General features: G+C 66.1%; 5 protein-coding genes. 3 read left to right on the top strand and 2 right to left on the bottom strand.

The features are described from left to right. Positions 1–54 precede the first annotated feature (54 nt). On the bottom strand, positions 55–1,098 hold the full coding sequence (locus EN738_RS29820) for an ABC transporter substrate-binding protein (protein WP_189606030.1): 1,044 nt from the start codon (positions 1,096–1,098) through the stop codon (positions 55–57). Positions 1,099–1,103: 5 nt separating this feature from the next. Continuing rightward, positions 1,104–2,285: an ABC transporter ATP-binding protein gene (locus EN738_RS29825; protein ID WP_127286769.1), complete on the bottom strand. Its 1,182-nt coding sequence runs from the start codon at positions 2,283–2,285 to the stop codon at positions 1,104–1,106. A 284-nt stretch (positions 2,286–2,569) separates the two neighbouring features. On the opposite strand from EN738_RS29825, the gene EN738_RS29830 reads away from it, so the two are divergent. From EN738_RS29830 to EN738_RS29840, 3 genes are all read left to right on the top strand, one after another. Further along, positions 2,570–3,958, top strand: a complete 1,389-nt coding sequence (locus EN738_RS29830) for a PLP-dependent aminotransferase family protein (protein WP_127286770.1) — start codon at positions 2,570–2,572, stop codon at positions 3,956–3,958. A 7-nt stretch (positions 3,959–3,965) separates the two neighbouring features. Then, the gene (locus EN738_RS29835) at positions 3,966–5,216 is read left to right on the top strand and encodes an FAD-dependent oxidoreductase (protein WP_127286771.1); all 1,251 of its coding nucleotides are present in this window, start codon (positions 3,966–3,968) and stop codon (positions 5,214–5,216) included. A gap of 102 nt (positions 5,217–5,318) precedes the next feature. Continuing rightward, positions 5,319–5,565, top strand: a 247-nt coding sequence (locus EN738_RS29840; protein WP_145966971.1) for a hypothetical protein, incomplete at its 3' end; no start/stop codon positions are given.

Genomic DNA, 5,565 nt, shown 5'->3' on the forward strand with positions numbered 1-5,565 from the left:
GCGCTGGCCCGCGGCCGGTCGAGTTCGCTGGGCTGGAGCGCCGACATCTCTCGCCTACTGCGCAAGCCAGGCGTTGAAGCGCTTGACGAGGTCCTCGCCATAGTCGCCCCAGAACTCGGTGTCGGCAACCAGATAGGCGCCGCTCAAGTGATCCGGAGCGTTCGGCAGTTTCGGCAGCGCGTCGGGAGCGACGAAGGACGCCGCGTCGGTGCGCACCGGCCCATAGGTGATGTAGCTGGCGAGCTTGGCGTTGTTTTCCGGCTGGCTGATATAGGCGAGGTATTTGTAGGCCAGCTCCGGATTCCTGGCGCCCTTTGGAATGGAGATCATGTCGTATTCGAGGATCTGGTTGTTCCAGACGATCTTGAATGGCTTCTTGTCGTTGTCGATGGCGTTCTGGATGCGGCCGTTCCAGGCGGTGGTCATCACCACTTCCTGGGAAGCCAGAAGCTGCGCCGGATGCGCGCCGGCATCCCACCAGACGATGTCCTTCTTGATCGTGTCGAGCTTCTTGAAGGCACGGTCGACGCCCTCCGGCGTGGCCAGCACCTTGTAGACGTCTGCCGGCGCCACGCCGTCTGCCATCAGCGCCCATTCGAGGTTCTGCGCCGGGAACTTGCGCATGGCGCGCTTGCCGGGGAATTTGGTCGTGTCGAACAGGTCGAGAACCGAGGTTGGCGCTTCTTTCAGCACGGTCGGATCGTAGGCGAGGATGTCGCCGTAAGCGTCGAGACCGACACCGCAATCGAGCGCCGAGCCTTCGATGAACTTGTCGCGCGGCCCGATCTTGGAATAGTCGAGGCGTTCGAGGATACCGGCGTCGCAACCCTGCAGCACGGTCGCCGTCTCGACCGTCACCAGGTCGATCGGCACGTTGCCGGTCTCGACCATCGCTTTGACCTTGCCGAGATCGCCGAGATACTCCTGCTCGAGGATCTTGGCGCCTGTCTCCTTGCTGAAAGGTTCGAACCAGGCCTTGCGTTGCGCGTCCTGCCAGGCGCCGCCGCTCGCCATGATCGACAGCTCGTCGGTGAAGGCGGCGCCGGCGATGGTCATCGAGGCCGTGGCGGCCGCGAGCGCGAGAAGAGTCTTCCTCATGAGTGTCATTTCGTTTTCCCCTGTTTTGGAATGGCACCGCCCGATCCGGCATCGGCCGGAAAGGCGCGGCAATCATTGGACGCGCAGGAGACCGTCACGGTCTCGCCGTTTGCCATCGTCGATTCGGGGCCGACCTTGACGGTCAGCACCTGGTCGCTGGCGAGCCTGGCCAAAAGGCGCAGGTGGTCGCCGAGATAGATACGCCCGTCCACAGTGGCGGGCAGGGCATTGCCGCCGGCCGCCGTCGGCGTCAGGGTCAGCCGCTCCGGGCGGATGGCGACGTGGCAGGGAGCGCCCTGCGCGACGCCGATGGCGAGTGCGGTAAGCTCGCCGCCGCCATTCAGCCTGACGCGGCATTCTGCGCCGGAGACGCGATCGACCACGCCTTCGAGCGTGTTGTTCTCGCCGATGAAGCTCGCCACGAAAGAGCTCTGCGGCGCGTTGTAGAGATCGTCGGGCGAACCGAGCTGGACGATGCCGCCATTGTTGAAGACAGCGACGCGGTCCGACATCGTCAGTGCCTCGCTCTGGTCATGCGTGACGTAGACAATGGTGACGCCGAGCATGGTGTGGATTTGTTTGATCTCGAGCTGCATGTGTTCGCGCAGCTTCTTGTCGAGCGCGCCGAGCGGCTCGTCCATGAGCACCAGGCTCGGCTTGAACACCAGGGCGCGGGCAAGCGCCACGCGCTGCTGCTGGCCGCCGGAAAGCTGGGTCGGCCTGCGGTCGCCAAATTGCCTGAGCCGCACCATGTCGAGTGCGCTCGCTACCCTGGACGCGATATCGGCCTTGTCGACCTGCCGGACCGAGAGCGGGAAGCCGACGTTCTCCTCGACCGTCATATGCGGGAACAGCGCGTAGTTCTGGAACACCATGCCGATGTTGCGCTGATAGGGCGGCAAGCGGTCGACCGGCTGGCCTTCAAGCGTGATCGTGCCATGCGTCGGCCGCTCGAAGCCGGCAAGCATGTTGAGTGTCGTTGTCTTGCCGGAGCCGGAAGGACCAAGCAGCGTCAGGAATTCGCCGCGCGCAACGGTGAGGTTCATCCGCGTCACCGCGAAGGTCCGTCCGTCGTAGGATTTTTCGACATCGGCGAATTCGACGAAACCCTTGCCGACGGGATCTGCTTGCGTGGCGGGCGCGATCGTGGCCGCCGCGGCCGGCAATGCGGCCTGGCGGGCGCTCATAGTCCGCAATCCTTGATGCGGCTGAGATGCGGCTTGCGATCCATGCCTCGTCCTCCCGGAAACCGGCCTGCTGCCCGGCAGGTCGTGCGACTTGTATGGTCACACAATTAACCTGAAATCGACCATAGATGCAGACAACTTTGTCCGTCAAGCCGATTTTTAACGAATTGTGTGAGATTTCTGGCAGGGCGTCTTGCGATTGTGCGTCAGACAAGCTCTATTGTACGGAGTATTGTCTTATGCTAGATGCGCCACAGTGAGACATCAGCCGTAGTCGAACCCGTATGCTCCAAGATCTTCGCCTCGCCGACGACGAAAGTCCGGTCTACCGCCGTCTTGCCGATGCGATCGCCGAACGCATCGCCGCCGGCACGCTCGCTGTCGGTGACCGGTTGCCGCCGCAGCGCGAGATCGCGCGGGCGCTGGGCATCAATGTCACGACCGTCACGCGGGCCTTGTCGACCCTTCAGGAGCAGGGCCTGCTCGAAGCGCGGCCCGGGCGCGGCACGACGGTCGCCGCCCGTGACGCCGGCGAAAAACCGGGCTTCGTGTCGGCGCCGAGCGACCAGAGCGGCATCATCGACCTTTCCGTAAACCGGCCCGCCACATCGGCCTATCTCGATGCGGTAGCAGCACTCTTGCCGCGCCTGTCCAAGGACCGACACTACACCGCGCTGCAGGATTACCATCCGCCGGAAGGACCGCTCTGGGCGCGAGTGGCGGTGGCCGACTGGTTCAAATCCGTTGCCGGCGATGGCGACCCCGGCCGCGTCGTGCTGGCTGCCGGGGCCCAGCATGGCCTGGACTGCCTGCTCGGCGCCGTCACCCGGCAAGGCGAGGTGGTGTTGGCCGACGAGGTGACCTACCAGGGCATCAATGCGCTGTGCCGCGTGCACGGGCTGGACCTCAGGGGCATCGCCATGGACCGCGGCGGCATGCGTCCCGACGCTTTCGACGCCGCCTGCGCGCAACTGCGCCCGCGCGCCGTCTTCCTGGTGCCGACGCTGCACAATCCGACGACGATCACGCTGAGCGAGGAACGCCGGCGCGATCTCGCCGCGGTCGCCAGGCGCCACAACGTGCTGATCATCGAGGACGACGTCTATCGGCCGCTTGCCGACGATCCGCCGCCATCCTTCGCCAGTCTCGAGCCGGAGCTGACGATCCATCTCGGCGCGCTGTCGAAATGCCTGGCGCCAGGCCTGCGCCTGGGCTTCGTCATCGCCCCGCGCCCCATCGCTGGCCAGGTCGCGGCGGCGCTGCGCATCAACTGCTGGAGCATCAGCCCGCTGACGGCGCTGATCGGCGCAAGGCTGATCGAGGAAGGCTCGGCCGCCCGCATCATCGAGATCCAGAAACAGGAGCTGCGCCAGCGCCAGGCCATCCTCAGCGAAATCCTCGGCCGCTTCGATATCCAGGCGCATCCGACGTCGACCCATGCCTGGCTGCGCCTGTCTGAACCCTGGCGCGGCGCGGGCTTTGCCCGCACTTGCCTGGAACGCGGCGTTGCCGTGCTGCCCGGCGATGCCTTCGCGGTCGGCCGCGAACCGGTCCAGCACGGCGTGCGCATCAATGTCGGCGCGGCACGTTCGCAGGAGGATCTGCGCACGGCGCTCAGCACGATGGCCGAGTTGCTCGCGGCCGGTCATCTGCAACTGCCGGGTTTTGTGTAGGTCACCGGTGGCAGCGTCCAGGACAGTCGAGATCGCCATCATTGGCGCCGGTGTCGTCGGGCTGGCGACAGCGTTGCGGCTTGCTGGCGAAGGCCGTGAGGTCCTGCTGATCGATCCCAACGAGCCGGGCTCGGGCGCCTCGTTCGGCAATGCCGGGACGCTCGCCGAATACGCCTGCATGCCGGTGGGCAATCCGGCCGTCCTGCGCGCCTTGCCGAAACTGCTGCTCGATCCGGACAGTCCGTTTTCGATGCGCTGGGCAGCACTTTTCCAGTTGGCGCCATGGCTGGTGCGCTTTGTCAGGCAATCGCTTCCGGCGGCCACCCGCGCCAATGCAGTGGCGCTCGCCGGGCTGCTGGCGGAAGCCTTGCCGGCCTGGGAGGAGATGGTGCAGGAGGCGGGCCTGCAGGACCTCTTACGCCGCAAAGGCTGCCTCTATCTCTATCGACGCGAAAGCGATTTCGCCGCTGGTGCCGGGGGCAGGGCGCTGCGCGCCGGGTTTGGCGTTCACCAGCAGGTGCTGGATGCGGAAGAGGTGGCCGCGCTGGAGCCCGGCCTTCCGGCGACGGGAGCGCGCGGCCTCTATTTCCCGGACTCGATGAACGTCACCGATCCCGGGACGCTGATGCAGCGGCTGCTCGATGCCGCAACCGTGTGCGGGACGTTGCTGGTCAAGGCTGAGGTGACCGGGCTGCAAATCGAGGGGAGCAGTGTCAGGCTGAGCGGTCCCGATATGGATATCAAGGCGGGCGCGGTGGTGATCGCCGCCGGCGCGCGGTCACGGGCCCTGGCAGCGCAGGCCGGCGACAAAATCCCTCTCGACACCGAGCGTGGCTACCATCTCGAATTCCCGACAGATGTTCCCCTGCTCAATCGCCCGGTCTGTCCTGTCGATCTCGGTTTCTACATGACGCCGATGGCTGGCCGGCTGCGGGTCGCCGGCACGGTCGAGCTCGGCGGGCTTGCCGCGCCGCCAAATCCGCGCCGGCTGGCGCTGCTCGATCGCGGCGTCAGGCAGTTCTTCCCCAACCTTGGCCAAAACTCGTCCGAATGGATGGGTTTTCGTCCGTCACTGCCCGATTCCCGGCCGGTCATCGGCCGTTCGCGCGGCAGTTCCAGGGTGATCCACGCCTTCGGCCACGGTCATCTCGGCCTGACCTTGGCGCCGATCACGGCACGTTTGGTTGCGGCACTGATCGGCGGCACGGTGGATGCCTCTCGGCTGGGTCCTTTTGCCGCCGATCGCTTCAGCGCCTGATAGAGGCCAACGCTCCGCCCTCTTGCATCCAATCCTCCCCATCACAATGATGGCGCGATCGCCGCGTATTCCGGCGTGGCGATCGGCGGGCAGGGGTTGTCGTTGGGGCTGGCTGAATTGAAATCGCCGCGGGCGCCTTGGCGCCTGGCGCGCATCTGTCTTCTGGTGGCCGGGCTGGCGTCCGTCGGCGCCCCGGCAGTCGCGCCGGCGGCCGACCGCCACCTTGAGGATGCGTTCGAGGCCGCGCAATGGGCGCTGCTGTCCTCCGCGGGCAATGCCTTGCAGCAGCTTGGCCTGCGCGCCGCTGCCGGCTCGCCGGAGCTGGCGGGCATTGTGCGCCAGCGCCAGG

This window comes from Mesorhizobium sp. M4B.F.Ca.ET.017.02.2.1 (genome assembly GCF_003998955.1).
Lineage (GTDB): Bacteria > Pseudomonadota > Alphaproteobacteria > Rhizobiales > Rhizobiaceae > Mesorhizobium > Mesorhizobium abyssinicae.

Excerpts from the sequence above, each read along its gene's own strand:
- EN738_RS29820 (WP_189606030.1), bottom strand. The coding sequence starts at position 1,098 with ATGAGGAAGACTCTTCTCGCGCTCGCGGCCGCCACGGCCTCGATGACC.
- EN738_RS29825 (WP_127286769.1), bottom strand. The coding sequence starts at position 2,285 with ATGAGCGCCCGCCAGGCCGCATTGCCGGCCGCGGCGGCCACGATCGCG.
- EN738_RS29830 (WP_127286770.1), top strand. The coding sequence starts at position 2,570 with ATGCTCCAAGATCTTCGCCTCGCCGACGACGAAAGTCCGGTCTACCGC.